Annotated in this window: 24 protein-coding genes; 3 read left to right on the plus strand and 21 right to left on the minus strand. The window is 62.6% G+C overall.

The window, feature by feature from the left end; all coding sequences use genetic code 11:
• Positions 1 to 168: 168 nt before the first annotated feature.
• The 4 genes from AC13EY_RS01645 to smc all read right to left on the minus strand — a co-directional run bounded on the left by AC13EY_RS01645 (position 169) and on the right by smc (position 8,109).
• Positions 169 to 1,161, minus strand: a complete 993-nt coding sequence (locus AC13EY_RS01645; protein WP_233048222.1) for a tRNA dihydrouridine synthase — start codon at positions 1,159 to 1,161, stop codon at positions 169 to 171.
• Entirely contained in the window at positions 1,158 to 3,533 is a 2,376-nt protein-coding gene (gene ligA, locus AC13EY_RS01650) for an NAD-dependent DNA ligase LigA (RefSeq protein WP_233048223.1), read from the minus strand. Before ligA ends, AC13EY_RS01645 begins: the two co-directional genes overlap by 4 nt.
• 155 nt (positions 3,534 to 3,688) lie before the next feature.
• Positions 3,689 to 4,525, minus strand: coding sequence for a cell division protein ZipA (gene zipA, locus AC13EY_RS01655; protein ID WP_228246150.1), 837 nt, complete (start codon positions 4,523 to 4,525; stop codon positions 3,689 to 3,691).
• An 89-nt stretch (positions 4,526 to 4,614) separates the two neighbouring features.
• On the minus strand, positions 4,615 to 8,109 hold the full coding sequence (smc, locus tag AC13EY_RS01660) for a chromosome segregation protein SMC (protein WP_482876082.1): 3,495 nt from the start codon (positions 8,107 to 8,109) through the stop codon (positions 4,615 to 4,617).
• A gap of 170 nt (positions 8,110 to 8,279) precedes the next feature.
• Between smc and AC13EY_RS01665 the strand changes: the two genes are divergently transcribed.
• Positions 8,280 to 9,596 carry an MFS transporter gene (locus tag AC13EY_RS01665; RefSeq protein WP_233048225.1) on the plus strand — a complete coding sequence of 439 codons (1,317 nt, stop codon included), beginning with the start codon at positions 8,280 to 8,282 and terminating at the stop codon, positions 9,594 to 9,596.
• A gap of 18 nt (positions 9,597 to 9,614) precedes the next feature.
• Here AC13EY_RS01665 and AC13EY_RS01670 read toward each other — a convergent pair whose 3' ends face one another.
• The 10 genes from AC13EY_RS01670 to ccmA form a co-directional block, all read right to left on the minus strand.
• Positions 9,615 to 9,977, minus strand: a complete 363-nt coding sequence (locus AC13EY_RS01670) for a SpoIIAA family protein (protein WP_233048226.1) — start codon at positions 9,975 to 9,977, stop codon at positions 9,615 to 9,617.
• Positions 9,978 to 10,081: 104 nt separating this feature from the next.
• Positions 10,082 to 11,284: a c-type cytochrome biogenesis protein CcmI gene (gene ccmI, locus AC13EY_RS01675; RefSeq protein ID WP_228246154.1), complete on the minus strand. Its 1,203-nt coding sequence runs from the start codon at positions 11,282 to 11,284 to the stop codon at positions 10,082 to 10,084.
• Entirely contained in the window at positions 11,277 to 11,759 is a 483-nt protein-coding gene (locus AC13EY_RS01680; protein WP_233048227.1) for a cytochrome c-type biogenesis protein, read from the minus strand. The genes ccmI and AC13EY_RS01680 overlap by 8 nt, the downstream gene beginning before the upstream one ends.
• Positions 11,756 to 12,304, minus strand: coding sequence for a DsbE family thiol:disulfide interchange protein (locus AC13EY_RS01685; protein WP_228246156.1), 549 nt, complete (start codon positions 12,302 to 12,304; stop codon positions 11,756 to 11,758). The genes AC13EY_RS01680 and AC13EY_RS01685 overlap by 4 nt, the downstream gene beginning before the upstream one ends.
• Positions 12,304 to 14,277, minus strand: a complete 1,974-nt coding sequence (locus AC13EY_RS01690; RefSeq protein WP_228246157.1) for a heme lyase CcmF/NrfE family subunit — start codon at positions 14,275 to 14,277, stop codon at positions 12,304 to 12,306. The genes AC13EY_RS01685 and AC13EY_RS01690 overlap by 1 nt, the downstream gene beginning before the upstream one ends.
• 9 nt (positions 14,278 to 14,286) lie before the next feature.
• On the minus strand, positions 14,287 to 14,745 hold the full coding sequence (gene ccmE / locus AC13EY_RS01695) for a cytochrome c maturation protein CcmE (RefSeq protein WP_482876087.1): 459 nt from the start codon (positions 14,743 to 14,745) through the stop codon (positions 14,287 to 14,289).
• Entirely contained in the window at positions 14,745 to 14,912 is a 168-nt protein-coding gene (gene ccmD, locus AC13EY_RS01700) for a heme exporter protein CcmD (protein WP_088273675.1), read from the minus strand. The genes ccmE and ccmD overlap by 1 nt, the downstream gene beginning before the upstream one ends.
• Positions 14,909 to 15,652, minus strand: a complete 744-nt coding sequence (locus tag AC13EY_RS01705; protein WP_482876089.1) for a heme ABC transporter permease — start codon at positions 15,650 to 15,652, stop codon at positions 14,909 to 14,911. The genes ccmD and AC13EY_RS01705 overlap by 4 nt, the downstream gene beginning before the upstream one ends.
• 19 nt (positions 15,653 to 15,671) lie before the next feature.
• Positions 15,672 to 16,346 carry a heme exporter protein CcmB gene (ccmB, locus tag AC13EY_RS01710; RefSeq protein WP_482876091.1) on the minus strand — a complete coding sequence of 225 codons (675 nt, stop codon included), beginning with the start codon at positions 16,344 to 16,346 and terminating at the stop codon, positions 15,672 to 15,674.
• Positions 16,346 to 16,984, minus strand: a complete 639-nt coding sequence (gene ccmA, locus AC13EY_RS01715) for a cytochrome c biogenesis heme-transporting ATPase CcmA (protein ID WP_482876093.1) — start codon at positions 16,982 to 16,984, stop codon at positions 16,346 to 16,348. Before ccmA ends, ccmB begins: the two co-directional genes overlap by 1 nt.
• 168 nt (positions 16,985 to 17,152) lie before the next feature.
• Between ccmA and fliK the strand changes: the two genes are divergently transcribed.
• Positions 17,153 to 18,865: a flagellar hook-length control protein FliK gene (gene fliK, locus AC13EY_RS01720; RefSeq protein ID WP_482876095.1), complete on the plus strand. Its 1,713-nt coding sequence runs from the start codon at positions 17,153 to 17,155 to the stop codon at positions 18,863 to 18,865.
• Entirely contained in the window at positions 18,865 to 19,188 is a 324-nt protein-coding gene (locus AC13EY_RS01725) for an EscU/YscU/HrcU family type III secretion system export apparatus switch protein (RefSeq protein WP_373314989.1), read from the plus strand. The genes fliK and AC13EY_RS01725 overlap by 1 nt, the downstream gene beginning before the upstream one ends.
• A gap of 13 nt (positions 19,189 to 19,201) precedes the next feature.
• Here the strand turns inward: AC13EY_RS01725 and AC13EY_RS01730 are convergent, their stop codons facing one another.
• The 7 genes from AC13EY_RS01730 to AC13EY_RS01760 all read right to left on the minus strand — a co-directional run bounded on the left by AC13EY_RS01730 (position 19,202) and on the right by AC13EY_RS01760 (position 24,619).
• The gene (locus tag AC13EY_RS01730; RefSeq protein ID WP_228246161.1) at positions 19,202 to 19,612 is read right to left on the minus strand and encodes a DUF2802 domain-containing protein; all 411 of its coding nucleotides are present in this window, start codon (positions 19,610 to 19,612) and stop codon (positions 19,202 to 19,204) included.
• Between the two features lie 3 nt (positions 19,613 to 19,615).
• Positions 19,616 to 20,095 (minus strand): chemotaxis protein CheW, encoded by a 480-nt coding sequence (locus tag AC13EY_RS01735; RefSeq protein ID WP_088273668.1) that lies wholly within the window; start codon positions 20,093 to 20,095, stop codon positions 19,616 to 19,618.
• A 70-nt stretch (positions 20,096 to 20,165) separates the two neighbouring features.
• On the minus strand, positions 20,166 to 20,930 hold the full coding sequence (locus tag AC13EY_RS01740) for a CheW domain-containing protein (RefSeq protein WP_228246162.1): 765 nt from the start codon (positions 20,928 to 20,930) through the stop codon (positions 20,166 to 20,168).
• 101 nt (positions 20,931 to 21,031) lie between these two features.
• Positions 21,032 to 21,826: a ParA family protein gene (locus AC13EY_RS01745; protein WP_088273667.1), complete on the minus strand. Its 795-nt coding sequence runs from the start codon at positions 21,824 to 21,826 to the stop codon at positions 21,032 to 21,034.
• An 87-nt stretch (positions 21,827 to 21,913) separates the two neighbouring features.
• Positions 21,914 to 22,747, minus strand: coding sequence for a flagellar motor protein MotD (gene motD / locus AC13EY_RS01750; RefSeq protein WP_482876099.1), 834 nt, complete (start codon positions 22,745 to 22,747; stop codon positions 21,914 to 21,916).
• A 10-nt stretch (positions 22,748 to 22,757) separates the two neighbouring features.
• Entirely contained in the window at positions 22,758 to 23,498 is a 741-nt protein-coding gene (locus AC13EY_RS01755) for a flagellar motor protein (protein ID WP_088273665.1), read from the minus strand.
• Entirely contained in the window at positions 23,498 to 24,619 is a 1,122-nt protein-coding gene (locus AC13EY_RS01760; protein WP_482876101.1) for a protein-glutamate methylesterase/protein-glutamine glutaminase, read from the minus strand. Before AC13EY_RS01760 ends, AC13EY_RS01755 begins: the two co-directional genes overlap by 1 nt.
• Positions 24,620 to 24,715 lie beyond the last annotated feature (96 nt).

The raw sequence follows: 24,715 nt of genomic DNA on the forward strand, positions 1-24,715 counted from the left end.
CTAGGCCGGCGCCGCCGTACCGGCGGTCGCTGACAGGGCGATGGTGGCGAGGCCTTCGGCGTTCACCACCCTACCCGGCTTCGCACCCGACCGTAGGGTGGATTAAGCGCAGCGTATCCACCATAAGCGTCCCTGGCAGGATGGTGGCGAGACACCGGGTATGGTTAATCAGGCCGCCGATTGCAGCGGGCCTTCCAGCCGTCGGGTAACGGCATCAGCGCAGGTCTCGCGGCGCAGACTGTCAAACAACGCGCGCGCTTCAGGGTAATGCTGGCCGAGCATGGCCAACCATTGTTTCAGCCGGCCCGGCGCGTGACGATCTACCACCCGCAGCCGAGTCTGACGGAAGAAGTCACCGAGCCAGGGCCACAGTTCATCCCAGCCAAGCACGGCCGCATCGGCATCCTGCAGAATGCGCAGCCCCAGGTCCGGGCAGCGCACCAGTCCACGCCCGATCATCACGGCATCACAGCCGCTGACTTCACGAATGCGGCGGTAGTCCTCGGTGCTCCACACCTCACCATTGGCAATCACCGGTACGTCTACCGCGTCGCGAATGCGCGCCAGCCACTCCCAATGCGCGGGCGGCTTGTAGCCTTCCACCTTGGTGCGCGCATGCACGGTAATCTCGCTGGCGCCGCCGTCAGCCAGCGCCTGCGCGCATTCCAGCGTCTGACTGGTATCGGTCAGGCCCAAGCGCATCTTGGCGGTCACGGGAATATGCGCCGGTGTTGCCGCGCGCACGCTGGCAACAATCTCGCGCAGCAACTCGGGTTCGGTCAAAAGCGCGGCGCCGCCACGATGACGGTTGACCGTCTTGGCCGGGCAGCCGAAGTTGAGGTCAATTGCCGGCGCATCCATCGACGCCAGCAGCGCGGCGTTCTCGCCCATCCAGCGCACATCCGAGCCGAGCAATTGCGGGCGCACCGGCACACCGGCGCGGGTGCACCAGCCGTGCTCGCTTTCCGGCACGCTGCGGCGAATGGTGGCGACGTTGAGCAGCCCTTCGGTCACGCGAATGAACTCGCTCACGCACCAGTCGATCCCGCCGATGCGGGTCAGTACATCGCGCATGGGTGCATCGGCCAGCCCCTCCATCGGGGCCAGCACGACCGGGCCGTTTATCCGCTCAAGGCTGTTCATGCGCTCGGGGCCGCTCATGCGCTGATGCCATGCTCGGCCAGCATGTCGAGCAGCTGCTGTTCGGTCCAGACGTTCACACCCAGCTGCTCGGCCTTGGCCAACTTGCTGCCGGCACCGGGCCCTGCGACAACGCAATGGGTCTTGGCCGACACGCTGCCGGCGACCTTGGCACCGAGGCTTTCCAGATGCCCTTTGGCAACATCGCGCGACATGGCTTCCAGCGTGCCGGTCAGCACCCAGGTCTGCCCCGCCAGCAACAACCCGCCGGAGGTCTCCGCGCGCGGGCTTTGCCAGTGCATGCCGAAGTCGCGCAGCTGCTGCTCGACAGCTTCCGCGCCGGCGCGCAGGGCCTGGTTCTGGAAATACTCGCGCAGCGCCTTGATTGCCTTGTCGTTCAGGCGCTCGACCTGTTTCAAGTCCAGCCAGTCAGCGTTAATGATCTTCTCCAGACTGCCGAACTGGCTCGCCAGCCGCTCGGCACCGGTATTGGCGATGCCCGGGATATTCAGTCGCGCCAGAAAATCGGCCAGCGAGACGCAAGCAGCAAACTCGGCCGCCAGCTCGCCCGGCTCCTCAGGCGTGACACCGCGCTCAAGCAACTGGTCGATGACCTGGCGGTTATGGGCGTCGGCGAAGAAGGAGTGGATCTCGTGCGCCACTTCCAGCCCCACATCCGGCAGATAGACCAGCACCTCGGGCAAGGCACGCTCGATACGCTCCAGCTTGCCCAGCGCACGCGCCAGCAGTTTGGCGGTTTCTTCTCCCACATCGGGAATGCCAAGGGCATAGATGAAACGAGCCAGTGTCGGCTTCTTGCTGGCCTGAATAGCGGTCAGCAGATTCTTGGTCGACAGCTCGGCAAACCCCTCCAGTGCCAGCACCTGTTCAAAGGTCAGCCGGTAAAGGTCTGCCGGGGACGCCACCAGCCCGGTATCTACCAGTTGCTCGACGCTCTTCTCGCCCAGCCCGTCGATATCCATGGCGCGGCGTGAAACGAAGTGAATGATCGACTGCTTGAGCTGCGCCTGACAGGTCAGACGGCCAACACAGCGGTAGACCGAGCCTTCGCTGGTGGTCGAACCCGATTTGCCGCGCTTGACCAACTGGGTGCGCTCCACCGCAGAGCCACACACCGGGCACGCCGTTGGCACCTCGACCGGACGCGCACCGGCCGGGCGACGCTCGGCAACCACCTGCATCACCTGCGGGATCACGTCGCCGGCGCGGCGGATGATCACGGTGTCGCCGATCATCACACCCAGCCGTGCGACTTCATCCATGTTGTGCAGCGTCGCGTTGGACACGGTTACACCTGCTACCTGAACGGGCTTCAGCCGTGCCACCGGCGTCACCGCACCGGTGCGGCCAACCTGAAACTCGACATCCAGCAGCTCGGTCAGCTCTTCCATTGCCGGGAACTTGTGGGCAATCGCCCAGCGCGGCTCACGGGCGCGAAAACCCAGCTCGCGCTGATAACTCAGCTGATTGACCTTGAACACCACGCCGTCGATCTCGTATTCCAGCCCGGCGCGGCGCTCGCCGATATCGCGGTAGTAATCCAGGGTGCCGTCCACGCCCTTCACCAGCTTCAATTCACGGCTGATCGGAATCCCCCAGCCCTTGAACGCCTGCAAAATAGCGTACTGATTGTCGGGCAGCTCGCCGTCGACGCGGCCAAAGCCATAGCAGCAAAACTCCAGCGGGCGGCTGGCGGTAATGGTCGGGTCAAGCTGGCGCAGGCTGCCGGCTGCAGCGTTACGCGGGTTGGCGAAGGTTTTGCTGCCCGCCTCGCGCGCACGTTCATTCAACGCCTCAAAGCCGGCCTTGCTCATGAACACTTCGCCGCGCACTTCCAGCACGGCAGGCCAGCCCTCGCCACGCAGCTTGAGCGGAATATTGCGAATGGTGCGTACGTTGGTGGAAATGTCTTCGCCAGTTGTGCCGTCGCCACGGGTAGCGCCGCGCACCAACAGCCCGTTCTCGTAAAGCAGACTGACCGCGAGGCCATCCAGTTTAGGCTCGCAGCAGTACTCGACCTCCGCCCCACCACCAAACAGGTCGCCAGCCGGCAGGTCCAGCCCTTCACGCACCCGGCGGTCAAAATCAAGCATGTCCTGCTCGGCAAAGGCGTTGCCCAGGCTGAGCATCGGCACTTCATGCCTGACCTCACCGAAGCCCGATGCAGGCGCACCACCCACCCGCTGGGTCGGCGAGTCGGGGGTGATCAGATCAGGGTGCTCCGCCTCGATGGCCTTGAGTTCGTTGAACAGCCGATCATACTCGGCGTCCGGCACTGCAGGCTCGTCGAGGACGTAGTAGCGGTAATTGTGCTGCGCGATTTCCTCACGCAGGGCAAGGGCGCGTTCGGCGGGAGTGGCGTGCTGGGGCATGTGCGGTCGCTGGGCTGGGAGTTCGGTGGCTATTCTAACCGAACCAAAGCTTTAAGCCGCAAGCTGCAAGCGAAACCCAAAGCACTCCGAGCCCGAGCAGCGGAGCCGGGTTACTTGTAGCTTGAAGCTTGTAGCTTGCGGCTAGCCAGCGGCGCCTAGCGCCGTTGGCTGTAGTTGAGCCGCTCAAACTCGGCGATACGCTGCCGATAGTGCTCAATGGTCTGGGCGGTCAGTACGCTGCGTTGCTCGTCTTTCAGGTCACCGCCCAGTTCGTGGGCGAGCTTGCGGGCTGCGGCGATCATCAGATCCAGTGCCTGTTTGGGATGGCGCGGGCCGGGCAGGCCCATGAAGAAACTGACCGCGCGGACGTGGCTCTGGTCCAGCTCGTCCAGATCAAACACGCCCGGCTTGAGCGCGTTGGCCATGGAGAACAGCACATCACCATTGCCGCTCATGCTTTCATGACGATGGAAGATATTCATATCGCCGTAGCGCAGACCACTTTCGAGAATGCTCTGATGCAGCGCAGAACCGGGAAAGCCCTGCTCGTCACGAGCAACCACGTTGATTACCAGCACCAGCTCCACCGGCAGGCTTTGCTGCTCAGGGCGCGGAGCCGCTTCGCTGGCAGCAGGCTTTTCAGCGGCCGGACGGGCCTTGCTGCGCGGCTCGGCAACGATAGGGTCGACCAGCACCGGAGGCTCGTCCAGATCAAGACCAACCTGCTCTGGCTCATGCCACTTTTCATCGCCTGTGGGCGCAGCCGACGGGCCGCTGTCACCAAAGGACGGTTCGGCACGTTCCTGGCGATTGACAACGCGCGGCGGTCCGAGCAGCTCGTCGTTACCCTCCTCGGGGAGGTCAGCGAGGTTGCGTTCGAGCTTGAAGCGAATTTTTGATCGCCCACCCATGCGCCGCCAGCCATCAAACAGAATGCCGGCGATCACCAGCAGGCCAATGATGAAAAGCCACTCACGCAAACCGAAATCCATGAATACCCGTTCCTGTCGTCACTTTGCTGATCGGGCGGTTGACTGTCCGCCTCTCGTCTGGCCGGATGCTAGCACGGCCGCCATCAAAACTACACTGCCGCCAATGCAGCCGCCTCTTCCACATCCACTGTGACCAGCCTGGAGCAGCCGGGTTCATGCATGGTGACCCCCATCAACTGATCGGCCATTTCCATGGCGATCTTGTTGTGGGTGATGTAGATGAACTGCACCCGCGCCGACATCTCCTTCACCATACGCGCATAACGGCCGACGTTGGCGTCATCCAGCGGCGCATCCACCTCGTCGAGCATGCAGAACGGTGCCGGGTTGAGCTGGAAGATAGAGAACACCAGGGCAATCGCCGTCAGCGCCTTTTCCCCGCCGGACAGCAGGTGAATGGTGCTATTCTTCTTGCCCGGCGGGCGCGCCATGATGGCGACGCCGGTATCGAGCAGATCGTCGCCAGTCAGCTCCAGATAGGCGTGACCGCCGCCAAACACCTTGGGAAACAGCGTCTGCAGCCCCTGATTGACCTTGTCGAAGGTCTCCTTGAAGCGTGCGCGGGTCTCCCGGTCGATCTTGCGAATAACCTGCTCAAGCGTACTGAGCGCCTCTTCCAGATCGGCATTTTGCGCATCCAGATAGCGCTTGCGCTCTGACTGCTGGTCGTATTCTTCGATGGCCGCCAGGTTGATCGCGCCCAGACGCTGGATACGCGCATCCAACTGCGCCAGTTGCTGCTCCCAATCGCCTTCGTTAGCGCCCTGCGGCAGTGTTGCCAGCACGCCGTGCAGATCGTAACCGGCCTCGGTCAACTGCTCCTGCAGGCCCTGACGGCGGGTTTGCAGGTCGCGGGCGTTGAGCCGCTTTTCATCCAGTTGGGTGCGCAGCACCTGCGCCTGTTGTTCAGCCTGCACGCGGCGGGTTTCCTGCGCGCGCATTTGCTGGTCGACCCCTTCCAGCGCCTGACGGGCCGCGCTGAGCTCCTGCTCGACCGCAATGCGCTGCTCCAGCAGGGTTTCCAGCTCGATGCGCTGGTCATCTTCCGGCGCCTGACTTTCTTCCAGCGTCATGCGCAGCTGCTCACGGCGCTCGGACAGCCGCTCAGCCTGCACCTGCTGCCGTTCCAGCCCCTGCCGGGTGCTTTTCAACTGCGCATTGAGTGACTGCGCGCGCAACGCCAGTTGATGGGCACGGTCTTTTTGCTTACGGGACTGCTGGCGGGCGAGGTCCAGGGTTTCACGCGCAAGATCACGCTGCTGCAGCAATTCTTCACGCCGGCCGGTGTCTTCGGCCATGCTGTCCAGCGCCGCCTGCAGAGTCAGCCGGGCTTCACCGATCTGCTCCAGTTCGTCGCTGCGCTGGCGTTTGAGTTCTTCCAGATCTTCGCCGATGCGCTGACGGCGGGTGTTGATCTGCTCCAGGCGCACCTGACGCGCCGACCACTGCGCCTTGAGTTCGCCCTGCTGACGACCGGTGCCAGCCAGCGTCTGCTGCAACGCATCACGTTCAAGCTCCAGGCGACGCAGCGCTTCACGCAACTGATCGATCTTCTCCTGCCCCGACTCCAGCGCGGCCTGCTGCTCATCCAGGCTGGCCTGCAGCTGCTCCATCTCCTGCTGACGGGCCAACACGCCGGTTTCACTGGCCTCACCACGGCGGAACCGCAACCAGTTGGGACCCACCCAATGGCCTTCGCGGGTAATAAAGGATTCGTGCGCGGCCAAGATCGCGCGCGCGCTCAGCGCCTGCGCCAGACTTTCTGCCGGGCGAATGCTGGCCAGCCAGGGGCTCAAGTCCAGACCGCTGCTGACCTTGTCCAGCAGGCTGCCAGGTGCGCTGACCGACTCGCCGCCGCGTTGCAGCAGGCGCAAGCTGCCCTGTTCGAAACTGGCCAGCGCGGTATCCAGCTGATCAAGATCATCCAGCGCGATGGCCTGCAGATCATCCGCCAATACCGCCTCGACCGCACGCTCCCAGCCACTCTCGACCTGCAGCTGCTCGGCCAGCAGGCCATGGCCCTGTACGCCCTGGCCTGCCAACCAGTCACCGACGTCGCTGCCCTTGGCCAGGGCTGCCTGCTGCAACGCTTCAAGCGAAGCCAGACGGCCACTGCCACGCTGCAGTTCACCGCGGTGAATATCCTGTTCCTGCTGCAGGGCGTTCAGTGTCTCGCGATCCTGCTGCAGGCGTTCACTGACGTCGGAGAGCTTCATTTGATCCGTTTCGCTGCGCAGCTCCAGCTCGGCCAGCTGTTCGGCCAATTCGGCCAGTTCGTCATCCAGCGAGCCGGCGTTCAGCCCGCTGCGCTCGTCCTCCAGACGCTGGATGCGCTCGCCGAGCCGCTCGACCGACTGCTCCATGTGGCGAATGCGCGACTGCTCCACCTCGGCCTGCTGACGCGGTTCAGCCGCGCGCTGGTTGAACTGGTCCCAAGCGCTCTGCCAGTTCTGCATGGCGTCTTCGGCGCTTTGCAGCGTGATGGCGATGTCTTCTTCGGCGGCGCCGGCCATCTCCAGCTCGGGTTCAATGCCATCGAGTTCCGCCTGCAGGTCTGCCAGCAGGGCTTCGTCCTGGGTCAGATGGCTCTGCGCTTCCTGCCAGGCCTGCTCGGTTTCTTCAATGTCGCTGTGCAGCTGACGCTGACGATCACGGTTGAACTGCAGAATCTGCTCGATGCGGCTGATATCGGCACCGACGCTGTAATACTGGGCCTGTACCCGGTTGAAGGTCTCGGTCAGGTCGCTGTGCTGATCACGTTGTTTTTCGATCTCACTGTCGGCGTTGCGCTGTTCGGCAATCAGCGCCTCCAGCGCCACCTCAAGGTCGCGTACCCGGTGCTCACGCTGGCCCACCTGCTCGTTCAGCGTCTGCCAGCGCAGCGCCTGCAGCTGTGCCTTGAGCTGCCGCTCTTCAGCCTTGTATTCCTTGTACTTCTCGGCCGCCTGCGCCTGCCGATGCAAATGCGCGAGCTGGCGTTCCAGCTCCTCGCGCAGATCGGTCAGGCGCGACAGGTTCTCGTGGGTGCGGCGAATGCGGTTTTCGGTCTCGCGGCGGCGATCCTTGTAGCGGGAGATACCGGCGGCTTCTTCGATAAACAGCCGCAGGTCTTCCGGTTTGGCTTCGATCAGGCGGGAAATCATGCCCTGCTCGATGATCGAGTAGCTGCGCGGCCCGAGGCCGGTGCCCATGAAGATATCGGTAATGTCGCGGCGGCGGCACTTGGTGCCGTTGAGGAAATACTGGTTCTGCGCTTCGCGGGTGACCTTGCGGCGAATGGATATCTCGTTGTAACCGGCGTATTCGCCCTGCAGAGTGCCGTCACTGTTGTCGAACACCAGCTCGATAGACGCCTGGCCGACCGGTTTGCGCGAGTTGGAACCGTTGAAGATGACGTCGGTCATCGACTCGCCACGCAGGTTCTTGGCCGAACTTTCGCCCATGACCCAGCGCACCGCGTCGATGATATTGGACTTGCCACAGCCGTTCGGCCCGACCACCGCGCCCATGTTGGTCGGGAAGTAGACCGTCGTTGGATCAACGAAGGATTTGAAGCCGGCCAGCTTGATGCACTTGAGTCGCATTGAGGGGCATATCCTTGCACTGCCGTGTCGCAGGTCGAACCGACCAGCAAACCCGCATTTTTACCCGGTCTGCGCGCCCATGAGAAGCCCCTTGGGGCAATTCGCTGGCCTGATGCAGCCGCTTGCGGCACACTTTCAGCGCCGCACCATACAGGGATACCGGAACGATCATGGCCGCAGAACCGCGACTCGACAGCCTCTACAGCAAGCTGATGAACGAAGAAGACGCCAGAGTCTGCAAGGACATCCCCGATTCGGCCTGTTCAGACGTGCCGCAGAACTTCTTCCTGCAGGTGCTGGCCAACACCCTGACCAGCCTGGGCGATACCCTGACCAACCCGAAAACCACCCTCGCCTGGCTGCTCGGCGTGGTCGGTGCGCCGGTTGCGCTGATCGCCTGGCTGGTACCGATTCGCGAGTCCGGCTCGATGCTGCCGCAACTGCTGATCGCCGCCTGGATTCGTCGCCTGCCCTATCGGCGCGGCGTCTGGGTATGCGGCAGCCTGCTGCAGGCAGCGGCGTTGCTGGCCATGGGCGCGGTGGCGTGGTTCTTTGAGGGGGCGCTGGCGGGCGGGCTGATCATTGCCTGCCTGATCGTCTTCAGTCTGGCCCGTGGGCTGTGCTCGGTGGCCAGCAAGGATGTGATCGGCAAGACCGTCCCCAAGACCCGCCGAGGCCGGCTTAACGGCCTGGCGACCAGCCTGTCCGGCTGGCTGGCTCTGGCCTTCGGGGTCTACTGCCTGATCTATCCGCCAAATGACGACGATATGCTGTTCTACGCCGCATTGCTGATTGGCGCGGCACTGCTATGGATGCTCGCAGCGCTGGTTTACCGGCGCATCGACGAGGCCCCCGGTGCGACCGAGGGCGGCGGCAACGCCTTCAGCCACGCGCTCGGCAACATCAGCCTGCTGCGCGACGACGCGCCCTTCCGGCGTTTTGTCGTCACCCGGGCGCTGCTGCTGTGTTCGGCGCTGTCGGCGCCCTACTACGTGGTACTTGCCCGAGACGTGGAGAGCGGCTTTGGCATGCTGGGTGCCTTTCTGGTTGCCAACGGCCTGGCCAGCAGCCTGAGCGCGGGCGTTTGGGGGCGGATGTCGGATGCGTCGAGTCGTCAGGTGCTGATTCGCGCCGCACTGCTGGCGAGCCTGCTGGGGCCGCTGGTGATTGCGGTTGATCGCTGGGCCAACCTGCCCGACGCGCTGCATGCCTGGCTGTTTCCGCTGGCGTTCTTCGTGCTCGGTATTGCCCATGCCGGCGTGCGGGTCGGCCGCAAGACCTATGTGCTGGACATGGCCGGCGGCAACAAACGTACGGACTATGTTTCGGTCGGCAACAGCGTCATTGGCCTGATCCTGCTCGCCACCGGGTTGTTCGGCCTGCTCAGCGGCCTGATCGGCGCGGCAGGCATGCTGTTGCTGCTCTCGGCCATCGGCCTGCTTGGGGCGCTGCTGGCAACCACGCTACCCGAAGTACAACAGGACTAACAGCACAGCAGGACTGAATCAGAGGGCCTGAATCCAGTCGCGGGCGGTAGCTGCCTCACTGGTCGGAAAGACCTTTACCTCAACGCCCGGAATCAGACGGTCAGCCAGACCAACCATCACTTCGAGCCAGCGCTGATCCGTTACAACAGCCTCGCGCTCGAAACGGTTCCAGTGGCTGATGCCGTATTTCAGATCCTTGTACAGGGCTTCAACCGACATACCCTCAAAGGCCGGCATTTCGACATAGATCCGCGCTCTGGGGTGTTCCTGCAGTTTGGCTTCAACTACCGCAAGCATCTGCTCCAGCATCTCGCCGGTGATCTTGCCTTCGATGCGAAAGCCCAGCACCTTGTCGTTGGCGAAGGGAATCAGGGTGAACATGGCGACCGCCTCCTGTATGAGCGGCCCGTGGCAGGGCCATGCCGAATTGGACAACAGGAAACGGGGCATGACTCCCGGCCGGACAGCCGGGAGCCCGGACAGAGTTACTCGACGGACTGATCAATGACCAGTTGATACACCTGCTCGGAGCCGGCGCGAACCTCGTCGACCCTGCCGATATGGGTACCGCTGCGCGCATCGCCATCCAGCGATACCCGCGCGACCAGCTCAAGTGGCTGCTCTGCGCTCAGCTTGACGCCGGGCAGCATGGCATCGGCTTCACTCAGGCTCAGCTCCAGAGGCAGCTCGGCCAAGGTCAGACGTTTGGCCGCCAGCGGCATCGGCGGGCCGTTCGGCTCGCGGATGAAGACAAATACACTGGCGCTATCCGGCAGGCTGGCGCGCAGCGCCGGGTCAATGCTGATCTGCGCCTTGACCGCCAGCAGCACCGGCGCTTCCGGCGGTGTCTGGCCGGCATCGATCATGCGCTGACGGGCACGGTCAATACCGCCCTGAATGGCCTGAGCGCCGGGACTGTTCTCTGCCATACCCTGCTGCAACTGCTGCCAGTAACGAATGGCACCGGCAAAGTCATCCGCCTCGAAGGCGGCGATACCGAGCAGGCCCAGCGCGGTAGGCTGCTGCGGGTCCAGCTCGATGGCCTTGTCCAGCGCCAGCGCAGACTCGGCATCGAGCTTGTTGCCGTTGGCGAAATAACGTGCCTGTGCCAGCTGGGCCAATACCTCGGGTTGCTCACCCAGACGCGCCAGCGCATTGCCAAAGGCATCGGCCGCCTTTTCCGGGTTCTGGGCACTGATATAGGCGCGCCCCAGCATGTACCAGGCCTCTCCGTTCTCGGGTTGCACCTGCACTACCCGCTGGGTGCGGTCGATCAGCGCTTCTAGCGAATCCACCTGGGGGGTAGCCTGCATTTCGCGGTACAGCGCCAGGCCATCGGCCGCGCCCCACTGACGATAAAGCCCCAGCACGGCGAGCGGCAGTACCAGAACGGCGATAATCAGCAGCCAGGTGAACTGACGGGTCAGCGGCGCCTGCCGCGCGTCGGCAGCGGCGGTGTCTTCAAGCAGCAGCCGACTGGCCTCGCCCTTGGCGGCAGCAAGCTGCGACTCACTCAGATCCCCCGCCCGCGCCTGCGCTTCCAGCTCGGCGACGCGCTCCTCGTAAAGGGCCACGTTCAGGGCGGTACGATCCACCCGATCCATCCGCTGGCGCCGGCGCAGCGGCCACAGCATCATCACGGCCGCGACCAGCAACAGGGCGGCGGCTCCCAACCACAAATCAGTCATCTTGGCTCTTCTTGTTGAGCAGTTCGTCCAGCCGCTTTTGCTCCTGCGGCGACAGACCGGCATCAGAGGATTCATTCACCGCCCGCTGCCGGCGGCGAACCAGTAAGACCAGCGCCAGCACGCCTACCAGCAGGAACGCCAGCGGTCCGAACCAGAGCACCGCGGTATCGCGGTTCAGAGCCGGCTTGTAGCGAACGAACTCGCCATAGCGGGCGACCATGTAGTCGACGATCTCGTCGTCACTGCGCCCGTCCTCCAGCAGTCGAAACACCTCCTGACGCAGGTCAGCCGCAATCGGCGCATCGGAGTCGGCAATATTCTGGTTCTGACATTTCGGGCAGCGCAGTTCGGAACCGATGGCGTAGAAGCGATCACGCTCCTGCTCCGAGCGGAACTCGAAGGTATCCACCGCCGCCCCGACGCCGCCAGCCATCAGCAGCAGCCCGAGTGCAAGCCAGTGCAGTCGTCGGCTCATTTGGCCTCCTCCACCAGCGCCTGATAACGCGCGCCCAGGTCGGTGTCCCAAACCCGGTCGTCAATCACGCCGATAAACTTGTGACGGATCACGCCGTTGGCATCGATCAGATAGGTTTCCGGTGCGCCGTAAACGCCCAGATCAAGCCCGAGTCGGCCATCGGCATCGCTGATGTTCAACTGATAGGGGTTATGAAAGTCCTTCAGCCACTTGATCGCGTCTGCATTGGTGTCCTTGTAGTTGACCCCGTAGATCACCACGCCTTCGGCAGCGAGACGGTTCAGCACCGGATGCTCGACGCGGCAGGCAACACACCAGGTCGCCCAGATATTGACCAGCGCCGGGCCCTTGAGATCAGCCTGGGTAATGCGCGGCTCGCCGTCGATCACCGATGGCAGATCAAACGTCGGGAACGGCTTGTTCAACAGCGGTGACGGCAGCTCCAGCTCGGTCACGCCTTCTTCCTTGGTCATCAGGCTCTGCAGGAAGAAGCCGGCCAGCACCAGAAACAGCAGCAGCGGCACAATCAGCAATAGACGACGCATCAGGCAGGCTCCCCGGCAACGCGACTGGCCGGCTGGTCGGCGCGCTGGCGCGCCTTGAGACGGTAGCGCTTGTCACTGGCAGCCAGAAGGCCACCAGCCATCATCATCAGGCCGCCCAGCCAGATCCAGCGCACAAAGGGCTTGATATGAACCCGCATCGCCCAGGCATCACCCTCAAGCGGCTCGCCCATGGCAACGAACAGGTCGCGGGTAAAACCGGCGTCAATGCCCGCCTCGGTCATTACCTGATTCTTCACCCGGTACAGGCGCTTCTCCGGGTGCAGCGTGGTCAGCAGGCGGTCGCCGGAATAGACACTGACTGTGCCCTGATCTGACACCCAGTTCGGGCCCTCACGGTGGCGCACGCCATCAAATACGAAGGTGTAGCCGCCCAGATCCAGAGCGTCACCCGGCGCCATGCGCAGGTCGCGCTGATTGTCGAACAAACTGGCACCGACCACACCAACGGCACAGACCGCGATACCCACATGCGCCAGGGTCATGCCCCAGTAGCTGCGCGGCAACGCACGAACACCGGCGACCAGCCCCTTGTTGCGACTCTTGTGCAGGATGTCCCGCACACTGGCGCCACACACCCAGAAGACCAGCAGCAGCAGACTGCCGACCGCCAACTGGTGGGCACCGATCCACAGGGCGATAGCGACTGCAGCCACGGCTGCCAGCACCAGTACCCACTTGAGCTGGCCAACCAGCCAGTCCATCGGGGTCTGCTTCCAGCGGCTGAGGATGCCGACACCGAGGGCAGCCATCAGAATCGCCATCAACGGCAGGAACATGCCGTTGAAGTACGGCGGGCCAACCGACACCAGGGTGTCGAACGCCGACATGATCAGCGGGTACAGGGTGCCGAGCAGGACCATCAGCGCCGAAACCACCAGCACCACGTTGTTGACCAGCAGCAGCGCTTCACGCGAGTTCCAGGCAAAGCCGATCTGGCTCTTCACTACCGGCGCACGCAGGGCATACAGCAGCAGCGAACCACCAACCACGACCAGCAGGAAGCCCAGCACGAACACGCCGCGCTCCGGATCGGTTGCAAACGCATGCACCGAGGTCAGCACGCCGGAGCGTACCAGGAAGGTACCCAGCAGACTCAGCGAGAAGGCCGCGATGGCGAGCAGCACGGTCCAGCTCTTGAACACGCCGCGCTTTTCGGTCACCGCCAGCGAGTGGATCAGTGCAGTACCCACCAGCCAGGGCATGAATGACGCGTTTTCTACCGGGTCCCAGAACCACCAGCCCCCCCAGCCGAGCTCGTAATAGGCCCACCAGGAGCCAAGCACGATACCGATGGTCAGAAATGCCCAGGCGACGATGGTCCAGGGCCGCGACCAGCGGGCCCAGGCGGCGTCAAGACGACCGCCCAGCAGCGCCGCGATAGCAAAGGCAAAGGCCACCGAGAAGCCGACATAACCCATATAGAGCATCGGCGGGTGGACGATCAGGCCGAAGTCCTGCAGCAGCGGGTTGAGGTCGTTGCCGTCGACCGGATGGAACGGCAGCTGACGATCAAACGGGTTGGATGTGATCAGCATAAAGCACAGGAAGCCGACGCTGATCATGCCCATCACTGCCAACACACGGGCCAGCATCTCCTCCGGCAGATCGCGCGAGAAGATCGCCACGGCAAAGGTCCATCCCGCCAGAATCAGCGCCCACAGCAGCAGAGAACCCTCGTGCCCCCCCCAAACCGCACTGACCTTGTAATACCAGGGCAGTGCCGAGTTGGAATTGAGCGCAACATAGGTCACGCTGAAGTCGTCAACCACAAAGGCGTGGACCAGACAGCCAAAGGCAAAGGCCACGAACAGGCACTGCGCCGCGGCCGCCGGTTGACCGAGCCCCATGGCCATGCCGTCACCACGCCAGGCACCATACAGCGGCACTGTTGCCTGCAGAACCGACAGGCACAGCGCTATGATCAGGGCGATCTGCCCAAGTTCAGGAATCATGCTGCCCCCTTATTCCGCTTGCGGCTGCTGGGCAGCCTTGTTGGCCATGGCGTCATTCATCGCCTTGGCCACTTCGGGCGGCATGTACTCTTCATCGTGCTTGGCCAGCACCTCGTCTGCCTCCAGCACGCCATCGGCATTGATGCGACCCAGCGCGACGATGCCCTGCCCTTCACGGAACAGATCCGGCAGGATGCCACTGTAGGCAATGGTCACAGCCTTGGCGCCGTCGGATACATCAAAGCGGACATCGAGGGAGTCGGTCGAGCGCTTGACGCTGCCCTCGACCACCATGCCACCAGCACGAATGCGCGCACCCTGGGGTGCCTCGCCGTCGGCAATCTGGGTCGGGGTGTAGAACAGGTTGATGTTTTCGCGCAGGGCAGTCAGGGCCAGCGCCACGGCGGACCCTACTCCCAGCAGAACCAGCAAAATCAGAATCAGGCGTTTCTTACGTGCGGGATGCATCAGGATTCCTCTCGCCGACGACGGCGTGCTTCGGCCTGCACCAGCCGACGACGTCCGATCATCGGGGTGAGGAACAACAGGATCAGAACTGCAGCCGTAATTCCGTAGGCAGTCCAGACGTAGGGGCCATGTCCACCCATGGCAAAGTAGGTCGCCAGGTCGCTCATGAATTGTTCTCCAGCGCATCACGTACCCAACGGGTCTTGTGCTCGCGCTTCAGGATTTCCAGCCGCATGCGCATGAACAGATTCAGCGTAAACAGCCCGTAGAACGCCAGTACCATAACCAGCAGCGGCAGCCACATTTCCGGCGGCATGGCCGGCTTCTCGGTAATAGTGAAGGTGGCAGGCTGGTGCAGGGTGTTCCACCAGTCGACCGAGTACTTGATGATCGGGATATTGATCACGCCGACAATCGCCATCACCGACGTCGCCTTGGCTGCGGTATCACGATTGCTGATCGCCATGCGCAGGGCAATGATGCCAAAGTACAGAAACAGCAGGATCAGCATCGACGTCAGTCGCGCATCCCACTCCCAGTAGGTACCCCAGGTCGGCTTTCCCCAGATTGACCCGGTGATCAGCGCAACAAAGGTCATCCAGGCCCCGATCGGCGCCGCACACTGCAGCGCGACATCTGCCAGTTTCATGCGCCAGACCAGGCCAACGACGCCAGCTACCGCCAGCATCATGTAGCAGGATTGGGCAAGAATCGCCGCCGGCACATGGATGTAGATAATGCGGAAACTGTTGCCCTGCTGGTAATCCTGCGGGGCAAACACCAAACCCCAGACGCTGCCGACAACCAGTGCCAGCAGACTGAAGGCAGCGATCCAGGGCATCAGTTTGCCGCTGATCTCATAGAACCATTTGGGCGAGCCCAGTTTGTGGAAAAACATCCAGCTCATTCGCCGTTCAACTCCGCAATTATTCGCTAACCCCGATTCGCAGGCCCGCTGCGATTGCCAGCGGAGCCAGACTCAATGCCAGCACTGCCAGGCAGCCCAGCCACAGCAGGTAACCCTGCACCGGCAAACCCTGCAATGCCGCATCCATGGCACCGGTGCCGAGAATCAGCACCGGGATATACAGAGGCAGTATCAGCAATGCCAGCAGCATGCTGCCGCCGCCCTTCAACCCTACCGTCAGCGCCGCACCGATGGCTCCCAGCAGGCTCAGTACGGCCGTACCGAGCAGCAGCGTGGCACAGAGTACCGGGATCACCGACCAGGGCAAAGCCAGCATCATGCCCAGCACCGGCGTCAACAGCACCAGCATGACACCACACATCAGCCAGTGGTGCAGCACCTTGACCAGCACCAGCAGTGTCAGGGGATGGGGAGACAATACCCATTGCTCCAGCGAGCCGTCCTCAAAGTCACTGCGAAACAGCCCATCCAGCGACAACAGGGTCGCCAGCAATGCCGCCACCCAGATCACACCCGACGCCATGCGCTGCAGCAGCGCCGGCTCGGGGCCGACCGCCAGCGGAAACAGAGTAATGACCATGGCAAAGAACACCAGCGGATTGAGCACCTCGCCGGGGCGCCGCCAGGTCAGCTGCCATTCACGGCGCAGCAGTTGCCAGAGCACGTTACCCATCAGCAAACCCGCCCCAGATCCAGCCGCCGAACCTCACTCAGGTGGTCCAGACTGTGGTGGGTTGTCAGCACCGCGATGCCGCCGTCGCGAGCAAACGCCAGAATCTGCTGTTCCAACACCTGCACTGCCGCCCGATCCAGCGCGGTAAAGGGCTCGTCCAGCACCCAGATCGGCTTGGCGGTCTGCAACCGCAATCGTGCCAGCGCCACACGACGCTGCTGGCCGGCCGACATCTGCCGACAGGGCACATCTTCATAGCCGCGCAGGCCAACCGCAGCCAGAGCATCCCAGATCGCCTCACGGTCGACGGGCTGGTCGAGCGCGCAAAGCCAGGACAGATTCTCTTCTGCGCTCAGGGTCGCTTTTACCGCCGTGGCGTGACCAAGAAACAGCAAGTGGCGGCGCCAGAACTCGCGCCCGCTGCCACCCAGGATAGATCGGCCACCGTAATGAATATCACCGGCCGAGGCAGGCATCAGGCCAGCCAGAATACGCAGCAGACTTGTCTTGCCTGCACCATTGGGGCCGGCGACCTGCAATACGTCGCCTGCCTGAAGACAGCAGTCCAGCCGGGCAAAGAGCTCACGCTCATCCCGCTCACAAGCCAGGTCGATGATGTCGATCTGCTCAGCTGCCACCGCTGCTCCGAACGCTACCTGGGTGGTAGCGGCTAATTAATGATCCCGCCCCGTCTGCCGCTATACTCTGTAGCCAGCAAGACCTGCGGGAGCGCCTGTTTTCCAGCGGCGCCATTATACATGCCCCCCTTTTGCGGGGGACCTCGATTTACGTCAACATGTGACAGCATGAGCCCCGACTTTCGCCTGCCACCGACCAGCAACACCCCGCCAACCGGCAGCACCAGTGCTACGCCGGCGCGTTCTGCCGACGCCATCATGGTGGCGCTGCAGCTATTGCGTCCAATTGACGCACTGCAGGTTTTGGGCGGCGATCAGGCTGACGCGGATGTCGTGCAGAGCAGCGCCAAACCGAATGCAGGCGGCCAGTTCGATCTGCTGCTGAAGATCGTCAAGCAGGACATGAGCGGCACCACCACCCTGCCTGCCAGCAGCAACCAGCCGCTTGCGACCGGAACCCGCATGGTGGTCCAGGCGGTGACCCAAACCCAGCTGATGGCAGTCGTACAGCAGGTCAGCGCACAAAATGCCCAGCTGCTGACCCGCCTTGATCCGGCGCAGTTTCCTGCCGGCTCCCCGGTCCAGGCGCGGGTGATCAGCCAGCAAACGATTCCAGCCACCACCAGCCAGGCTGCGCGCTACGAACTGGTGGCCCAACTGGTCCAGCAGAGCGCCCAACAGACACTGCTGAGCATTAACAGCACGCGCCCGGTCGAGCCCGGCACCCTGCTCAACGCAACCGTTGGCAGCCAGGGCGAATTGCGCGTGCTCAGCAGCAGCGAGCAGGTCCGCCAGGCCGATCTGCTGCAAGGCTTGCGCGCCGCCTTCCAGCAGCAGGCTTCATCAGAACTACTGCTCACGCGACTGGCCTCGCTGGCGGCATCGCCAGGCGACTTGCCGGCCGTGCCGGCACTGCAACTGGCGGTTGCCAACGTACTGAAGCAGATTGTCGATGCGCCGCAACTGATGACTGCGACCGGCGTCGCCAATGCGGTGGCCCAGAGCGGCAATTTTCTGGAAGCCAACCTGGCACGTCTTGCCGATATCATGGGCCGACAACAGGCTGGCGAACTCAACCCGGACGGCAAGGCTCCGGTTACGTCGCCCGGTGACGGTGCCAAGCCGGCCCTGCCCGCTCTCGACAAGCTGCTGCCGCTGCTGGCCAGCCTGAGCGCACCACGCGCAACAGAGCCGCTGGCCGGCGCAGACTTCAAGGGTGCGCTGGTCAGCCTACTGGTTACCCTGCAGCAACAGCTACCGGGCTCGGCTCTGACGCCACCGCAGACACCGACCGGACCATGGCAACAGGCAATGCAGCTGGCGCAGCAAGGCGTAATCGTCAAGCCTGGCCTCTTCCCCCTGCCCGCCCGCGCCCTGCAGGCGCTGGGCGAAACCAACGATCTGGGCAGCCTGCTGCGCCTTACCGCAGCGCTGCTATCGCGTATTCAGCACCATCAACTGCAGAGCATGGGCCAAACCCAAACCTTCTCGGACGGCAGCAGCCAGACAACCTGGCAGCTTGAAATCCCGCTGCGCGACGGCCAGCAGTTCAACCATGTTCAGGTCCGCATCCAGCGCGATGAGTCGGCGCCAACACCACGTCAGCCGGAACCGGTGCCGATATGGGAAGTCAGGCTGGCGTTCAATCTGGATCACCTGGGCAACATGCAGGCAATTGCCCGTCTGCGAAATGACAAGGTCAGCAGCGAGCTGTGGGCAGAGCGGCAGGAAACACTGGGCCTGATCAACAGTGAAATCGGCGCCCTGCGCGACCGGCTGCTGGCCAAGGGGCTGGATGTCGGCGAGCTGAGCTGCCACCGGGGTACACCACCGCCACCACGCCAGCCGGTCCAGCAAGGCTGGATCGACGAGGTAACCTGATGAGCACATCCCGAGAAGCGATTGCGCTGGTCTATGACGGCGGAGAACAGGCACCGACCATTACCGCCAAGGGCGAAGGGGATCTGGCACAACAGATCATCGACCTGGCGATGCAGTACGAAGTACCGATCTACGAGAACGCCGAACTGGCAAGAATGCTGGCACGCATGGAGCTGGGCGATCAGATACCCGAAGCCCTGTACCGGACGATCGCCGAAATCATTGCCTTTGCCTGGTACATAAAGGGGAAGCGGCCGGCGGGATTCGACCCGGATGCCGGAAAGGAAAAACCACTGCAGCTGGAACGCAAGGAACAACAGTAGTCTGGCGTCCAGGTCAGCCCTGGCGGGAGGCGTGCAGTTTGACGAACAGTTCGGCCTCGGCCTTGGACAGACCGCAGGATTGGGTCAGATCTTCAATACTGGCGCCCATGCCAACCAGCCTGGCGGCCTGGTTATAGGGCATCGCCTGGGGGTCCTGCTGCTCAAGCTTGAGCTGCTTGTCTTCGAGTCGCTTGACCTGCTGGCGCAGTGCAGTCAGCTCTTCCCCCATGCGTATACTGCCCTGCTGGAAGGTGGCAAGATCCCGCGCCAGCTGGTCCATCCGCGCCTGCAATCGAACGTCCAGTTGCTGCTGCAGAGTCGGCAGGCGACGCACCTGGACGAACAGGGCAATGAGGCCGACCAGCGCGGCCAGCAACAGGCCGACCACACCGCCCACCACCAGCAGCAGCCAGGGCTCATTCATCTGTCAGAATCCCGACAATTCTGCCCACTCGTCCTCGGTCATCATCTTCTCGAGATCGACCAGAATCAGCAGCTCGTTGTTCTTGTTGCAGACGCCCTGAATAAACTTGGCCGACTCATCCGTACCCACATTCGGCGCCGTCTCGATCTCGGACTGACGCAGGTACACCACCTCGGCCACGCTGTCGACCAGGATGCCGACAACCTGCTTGTCTGCCTCGATGATCACGATGCGAGTGTTATCGGTGATGGGAGCCGGGCTCAGGCCAAAGCGCTGACGGGTATCAATAACCGTCACCACATTGCCACGCAGGTTGATGATCCCCAGCACATAGGAGGGCGCACCCGGCACAGGGGCGATCTCGGTGTGTCGCAGTACTTCCTGCACCTGCATAACATTGATGCCGTAGGTCTCGTTGTCGAGCCGGAAGGTCACCCATTGCAGGATCGGATCTTCAGCACCTTGTCCCGAATTATTCTTCATTGTCTTGCTTCCCGATCATCATTTAAGTCCAGGGCTCGAGCGCGTCACTCGGCAACGCCACCCTACCCGCTCATCCTAATGCTGGCGCCGCGGCATTACCAGCCGCAGCAGAGCCTGCGTTACCCACTATCAGCTCGGCCAGCGCAGACACATCCAGCAGCGCACACATGTGATCAATCACGGTACCCGCAAGCCAGGGTCGCTTGCCCTGCTGTGAGCGCCATTTGATCTGTTCCGGCGCGAGCCGAATCGACTGCTGTACGCCGTGCACGGCCATACCCCAGTCGTAACCTTCAACCGAGATCACAAAGGACAGGCTGTCCTTGAGCTCCGGCGTGTAGCGCTCGGGCATGACCCAGCGCGCCGTGTCCAGCACCTTGATATTGCCGGCCTGGGTGGCGAGGATACCGAGAAACCAGTCCGGCTGACCGAACAGCGGGGTAATTTCATCTTCCAGCGGGTAAATGGTACCCAGCAGCACCAGTGGCACCGCCAGTTTGAGCCCGCCAACATCAAACAGCAGCGCCTCGAAAGGCTGTTCCCGCCACTGCGGCACTGACCTGGCCGGCGGTACAGGTTCGGCGGCGATAGGATCGGGCTCTTCGCGCGCCGCCACCACCGGCGGCGCAGGCCTGGCCACAGGCCGATCAGGCTCCGATTTTTCCAGCACTCGCAGCGGCGTCGGCTCGGCAACCTCAGGCTGCGGAGCCGGCGCAAGACTTTCCTGTTCGGCACGGGCCAGCTCATCAGCCGCATCCTGCAGCAGGGCATCCAGATAATGCTGAATGGTCTGCTCGGGCACGAACTCCTGAACCGGCAACAAGGGTTTACTCATAACAACCAGATCGTCTCGCATTGCCGTCACCCCATAGGTAACGGCCTGTATTGGTTATCGGCGCGCCAAGGCAAAGCATTAGCGAACCCGGCAGCCCGTTCTCACGCCACCTGCTCACGGCGATTGAGCGACTGGGCCAGCAAAAACCGCAGCAACGCCCGGTAAGCCAGCACCCCACGGGCATTCTGATCAAGCTGCGATGGCACCACGCCCGCAAGGCTGGCGTCGCGCAGTTTCGTATCAATCGGAATGTACGCCTGCCACAGATGCTCCGCGTAGTCGCGACGCAGCAGCCGCAAGGTATTGAGTGACGCCTGGGTACGGCGGTCAAACAGCGTGGGCACGATGGTGTAGGGCAACGCCTGCTTGCGCGAGCGGTTGACCATGTTGAGGGTATGCACCATCCGTTCAAGCCCCTTGAGTGCCAGGAACTCTGTCTGTACCGGAATAATCAGTTGTTCGCACGCCGCCAGTGCATTGATCATCGACACGCCGAGGAGTGGCGGACTGTCGATAATGACGAACTGGTAGTCGTTCCACAGTTGCGCCAGCGCTCGCGAGATCACCAGACCATAACCGCCCTGCGCGGCCGACTGACGCTCCAGGGTCGCCAGCGAGGTGCTTGAGGGCAACAGACCGATATTCGGATGCGAGGTCTCTTTCAGCAATGCCGCCGCAAGCCCCTCGGGCACCTGCCCGTTGTGCTGAAACAGATTGAAAACGCTGCTGGTCAGCTGGTCGGGATCCTGGCCGAAATAACTGGTCATCGAGCCGTGCGGGTCGAGATCCACGACCAATACCTTCTGGCCCTGATCTGCAAGCAGGCCCGCCAGCGCGACGGCTGTCGTGGTCTTGCCCACCCCGCCCTTCTGGTTGGCTACAGCCCAGACTCTCATACCCTGCCTCCGAGGATGCCGGAACCACTGCGCATCCCGCAAAAATAATGAAACGCCAACATTCTGACAGCCCGCCGTCTGTTTTACCTATTGCAGAGCGTCCGATGCAGGAGCCGTGCCAGAAGGCAACGGCGTGCGCGCTTCACGCATCACATCAATACGCTCGTCAGGTTCAGCGACTTGCTCGTGCCGAGTGTCAAGATAACGAGATACCAGCAGCACCACCCGACGATTGGCCCTGCGGCCAGCCGCCGTCGTGTTATCGGCAACAGGCCTGAATTCACCATAGCCTACCGCAGCCAGCCGGTCAGGGTTGACTCCGCCATTGCTGAGCATGCGCACCACACTGGCCGCCCGCGCGGCAGAAAGCTCCCAGTTGGTCGGATAGCGACCGGAGCGAATCGGAATGTTGTCGGTAAAGCCTTCCACATGCACCGGATTGTCATAGGGTTTGAGAATGGCCGCGATCCGGTCAATAAGATCAAAGGCGGCATCCAGCGGGAGCGCATCGCCGCTAGGAAACAGCAACCCCGAACTCAGCTCGATCTCGACCCACATCTCGTTGCCACGGACCTCCAGCTCACCGGACTGAATGAGATCCCCGAAGGCCGCTTCCATCGCTGCGGTGATATCCTGCAAGGCGTCACTGGTGCCCTCCGGAGTCCCGGCACCGGTAGCGTCATTGTTCTCGCGGGTAATACCGCGCGGCAGTTCCGAGCCGATCTGAATCGGGTCGACCGAGCGCTGCGGCTGATTAAAGGCACCGACCAGCGTATCGGATAACACCTTGTACTTGCCCTCGTTGACCGAGGAAATGGAGTACATGACAACAAAAAAGGCAAACAGCAGGGTAATGAAGTCCGCGTAGGACACCAGCCAGCGCTCGTGATTCTCCTGCTCTTCCGGTCTGGATCGGCGCATCGTTCAACCTCTAATCCAGAAAGCCCTCAAGCTTCATTTCGATCGACCGCGGATTCTCGCCCTCGGCGATCGACATCAAGCCTTCGAGCAGCATTTCGCGGTATTTGGACTGCTGCAGAACCACAGCCTTGAGCTTCGCAGCAGCCGGCAGCATGAACAGGTTGGCGAGCGCCACGCCGTAGATCGTGGCAACAAAGGCAACCGCAATGCCGGCACCCAACCGCGACGGATCAGCGAGATTGCCCATCACATGAATAAGCCCCATCACCGCCCCGATAATACCAATGGTCGGCGCATAGCCACCCATGCATTCGTACACCTTGGCCGCCATCAGATCGCCGTGTTCCTTGTTGACCAGATCGACTTCCATGATGCTGCGCAGCGCTTCGGGCTCGCTGCCGTCAACCAGCAGCTGCAAGCCCTTGCGGGCAAAGTTGTCAGGCTCCAGCTCGGCCATGCTTTCCAGCCCGAGCAGCCCTTCCTTGCGCGCGATGGTGCTCCAGTTGATAACCTGGCTAATACCCTCACGCATGCGGTTGGCCGGCGGGAAGATGATCCAGGGCAGAATCGCCAGCGCCCGCTTGAACACGGTAAGCGGCGTTTGGATAAATGCAGCACCCAGGGTGCCACCAATGACGATCAGGCCTGCCGGACCGTTGAGCAGCGCGGTAGCGTGACCACCTTCGAGGTAGTTACCACCGATGATAGCGACAAAAGCCAGAATGACGCCGATGACGCTGAGGATATCCATCAGCCGAGCTCAGCCAGGTAACGACCGATTTCATCCAGGTTATAGATGCCATCAGCCAGATTAGCCTTGGCAACAGCCATCGGCATACCGTAGATCACGCAGCTGGCTTCGTCCTGGGCCCAGACCGAACTGCCGGCCTGCTTGAGCATGCGTGCGCCCTCACGACCATCAGCCCCCATACCGGTAAGAACCACCGCCAGCACCTTATCCTGGAAAGCCTTGGCGGCCGAACCAAAGGTCACATCCACACACGGTTTGTAGTTCAGGCGCTCATCACCGGGCAGAATTCGCACAACGCCGCGCGAATCCACCATCATCTGCTTGCCTCCCGGTGCCAGCAGCGCCCGGCCGGGACGCAGCACGTCGCCGTCCTCAGCCTCCTTGACGGAAATCCGGCACAGCTTGTCCAGCCGCTCGGCGAACGCCTTAGTGAAGGCAGCCGGCATATGCTGGACCAGCAGCAACGGAGCAGGAAAATTCGCCGGCAGCTGGGTCAGTACTTTCTGCAGCGCCACCGGCCCCCCCGTCGAGGTACCAATGGCCACCAGCTTGTAGCTCCGCTTGCGCGGGGCCGGACTGTTTTTCACCGGTGCCGACGGTGCGGGTGCAGCGGTCGGGCGCGCAGGGGCACTGCTCGACAAACCCGAAGCCGGGCGCGAGGCCAGCCCGGGTGCGGGGGCAGCAGCGGGCGACGGGCTGGAGTGCAGACCGAGCGAGCGACGGTTGGTTCGGGCCAGGGCGGTAACCCTCTCGCACAGCATCTGACGCACCTTGTCAGGGTTGCGCGAGATGTCCTCGAAGTTTTTCGGCAGATAATCGGCCGCGCCGGCGTCAAGCGCATCCAGGCTGACGCGGGCACCCTCGTAGGTAAGCGAGGAGAACATGATCACCGGCGTCGGACAGCGCTGCATGATCTGCCGGACGGCTTCAATGCCGTCCATGACCGGCATCTCGTAGTCCATGGTGATCACATCCGGGTGCAGCGCCAATGTCTGCTCGATGGCCTCACGACCATTGTTGGCAGTACCGACTACCTGGATTTGCGGATCGCCGGCCAGAATCTCCGTCACCCTGCGGCGAAAGAAACCCGAATCGTCGACCACCAGAACCTTAACCGCCATACCCTCTCCTGACCTGCGTCCTGCACATGAACTGATTCATAACTGTTTTGGCGGGCTTGCAGCTTCCCGCAGACAACACTTGCTTAAGCCTTTTAG

This window comes from Halopseudomonas sp. L-58 (assembly GCF_056859475.1).

Coding starts and splice junctions, on each gene's coding strand:
- AC13EY_RS01645 (WP_233048222.1), bottom strand. CDS start 1,161: ATGAGCGGCCCCGAGCGCATGAACAGCCTTGAGCGGATAAACGGCCCG.
- AC13EY_RS01730 (WP_228246161.1), bottom strand. CDS start 19,612: ATGAATGAGCCCTGGCTGCTGCTGGTGGTGGGCGGTGTGGTCGGCCTG.
- AC13EY_RS01725 (WP_373314989.1), top strand. CDS start 18,865: ATGAGCACATCCCGAGAAGCGATTGCGCTGGTCTATGACGGCGGAGAA.
- fliK (WP_482876095.1), top strand. CDS start 17,153: ATGAGCCCCGACTTTCGCCTGCCACCGACCAGCAACACCCCGCCAACC.
- AC13EY_RS01740 (WP_228246162.1), bottom strand. CDS start 20,930: ATGAGTAAACCCTTGTTGCCGGTTCAGGAGTTCGTGCCCGAGCAGACC.
- AC13EY_RS01665 (WP_233048225.1), top strand. CDS start 8,280: ATGGCCGCAGAACCGCGACTCGACAGCCTCTACAGCAAGCTGATGAAC.
- AC13EY_RS01745 (WP_088273667.1), bottom strand. CDS start 21,826: ATGAGAGTCTGGGCTGTAGCCAACCAGAAGGGCGGGGTGGGCAAGACC.
- AC13EY_RS01705 (WP_482876089.1), bottom strand. CDS start 15,652: ATGAGCTGGATGTTTTTCCACAAACTGGGCTCGCCCAAATGGTTCTAT.
- AC13EY_RS01670 (WP_233048226.1), bottom strand. CDS start 9,977: ATGTTCACCCTGATTCCCTTCGCCAACGACAAGGTGCTGGGCTTTCGC.
- motD (WP_482876099.1), bottom strand. CDS start 22,747: ATGCGCCGATCCAGACCGGAAGAGCAGGAGAATCACGAGCGCTGGCTG.
- smc (WP_482876082.1), bottom strand. CDS start 8,109: ATGCGACTCAAGTGCATCAAGCTGGCCGGCTTCAAATCCTTCGTTGAT.
- ccmB (WP_482876091.1), bottom strand. CDS start 16,346: ATGGGTAACGTGCTCTGGCAACTGCTGCGCCGTGAATGGCAGCTGACC.
- AC13EY_RS01680 (WP_233048227.1), bottom strand. CDS start 11,759: ATGAGCCGACGACTGCACTGGCTTGCACTCGGGCTGCTGCTGATGGCT.
- AC13EY_RS01755 (WP_088273665.1), bottom strand. CDS start 23,498: ATGGATATCCTCAGCGTCATCGGCGTCATTCTGGCTTTTGTCGCTATC.
- AC13EY_RS01685 (WP_228246156.1), bottom strand. CDS start 12,304: ATGCGTCGTCTATTGCTGATTGTGCCGCTGCTGCTGTTTCTGGTGCTG.
- ccmI (WP_228246154.1), bottom strand. CDS start 11,284: ATGACTGATTTGTGGTTGGGAGCCGCCGCCCTGTTGCTGGTCGCGGCC.
- ligA (WP_233048223.1), bottom strand. CDS start 3,533: ATGCCCCAGCACGCCACTCCCGCCGAACGCGCCCTTGCCCTGCGTGAG.
- ccmD (WP_088273675.1), bottom strand. CDS start 14,912: ATGAGCGACCTGGCGACCTACTTTGCCATGGGTGGACATGGCCCCTAC.
- AC13EY_RS01690 (WP_228246157.1), bottom strand. CDS start 14,277: ATGATTCCTGAACTTGGGCAGATCGCCCTGATCATAGCGCTGTGCCTG.
- AC13EY_RS01735 (WP_088273668.1), bottom strand. CDS start 20,095: ATGAAGAATAATTCGGGACAAGGTGCTGAAGATCCGATCCTGCAATGG.
- ccmE (WP_482876087.1), bottom strand. CDS start 14,745: ATGCATCCCGCACGTAAGAAACGCCTGATTCTGATTTTGCTGGTTCTG.
- zipA (WP_228246150.1), bottom strand. CDS start 4,525: ATGGATTTCGGTTTGCGTGAGTGGCTTTTCATCATTGGCCTGCTGGTG.
- AC13EY_RS01760 (WP_482876101.1), bottom strand. CDS start 24,619: ATGGCGGTTAAGGTTCTGGTGGTCGACGATTCGGGTTTCTTTCGCCGC.